Here is a 978-nt window from a genome sequence, read left to right on the forward strand (position 1 = left end):
CAGCGGGGCCACGGCTGCCGGCGCGTCGGCGGCGACCACCTTGCCCGCCGGGGCCTCGCCCGGCCACTCGATCACCAGCACCGAACTGCCGCCGATGGTCTGCATCTGCGGCTTGAACGCCACCACCGAACTGCTCAGGTCGAACACGATGCGCAAGGTGCCCGGCACCGGATGGCCGGTGCGCACTGCGCTGACCACGCCGCCGCCGGCCGGCAACTTCAGGCCCTTGGCGGCGGAGGAATCGGGAAGATCGACGACCAGACGATTCGGATTGGCCAGCGACAGCGTGCTGAAGCCGCCACTGCCCTGCAGACGGATCTCGGCGCGGGTGCCGGTGGCGCCGTTGTCGAGCGAGACCGACTGCACCTGCCCGGCAAACGCCGTCTGCGCCGCCAGGCACCAGCCTGCGGCAGCGGCGAAACTGGCGAAAAAACGGGTCCCCGGGCGCATAACGCGATTCAAACATCGCCGGGAGTCAAAGGCAAGCGGTTTTCCCTTAATAATCCATAACCTGCCTTCACTTTCTAGCGTCAGCCGGCAAAAAGTCCCTGCAAGTCGGCCTGCTGGGCCAGCTGCGCCAGCCAGGCGGTCCCCACCTCGGTACGTGCCTGCAGGGCGACACGGCGCCCGTCGCCGTGCACGGCCAGGCGCACGTCCAGATCGGCGGGCGCCAGCACGTCGCCGCCGCGCTCGGGCCATTCCACCAGCCACAGCGTGGCCCCGCCCTCGTCCAACCCCAGAAAATCCAGCTCGCCGGCCGCGCCGATGCGGTACAGATCCAGATGCCAGGCTTCGCCATCGGCCAGCGGGTAGCGCTCCACCAAGGTATAGGTGGGGCTGCGGATCGCGCCCTGCACGCCGAGCGCGCGCAGCAGCGCCCGCGCCAGAGTCGATTTACCTGCGCCCAGGTCCCCGTGCAGATGCACCGCGGCCTGCGCCGGGCGGGTCGAGGCCAGCGCGCGACCGAGCCGTTCGGTG

The 978-nt window shown here is 70.0% G+C and carries 2 protein-coding genes; both read right to left on the bottom strand.

Translation table 11 applies throughout. From position 1 onward, the window contains the following. The coding region (locus D180_RS13630; RefSeq protein ID WP_043090986.1) for an AMIN domain-containing protein at window positions 1-450 on the bottom strand (450 nt) is incomplete at its 3' end. 80 nt (window positions 451-530) lie between these two features. After that, a partial coding sequence (tsaE, locus tag D180_RS13635) for a tRNA (adenosine(37)-N6)-threonylcarbamoyltransferase complex ATPase subunit type 1 TsaE (protein ID WP_017913230.1) occupies window positions 531-978 on the bottom strand: 448 nt, incomplete at its 5' end.

Origin of the sequence: Xanthomonas sp. SHU 166, assembly GCF_000364685.1 — a bacterium.
Lineage (GTDB): Bacteria > Pseudomonadota > Gammaproteobacteria > Xanthomonadales > Xanthomonadaceae > Xanthomonas_A > Xanthomonas_A sontii.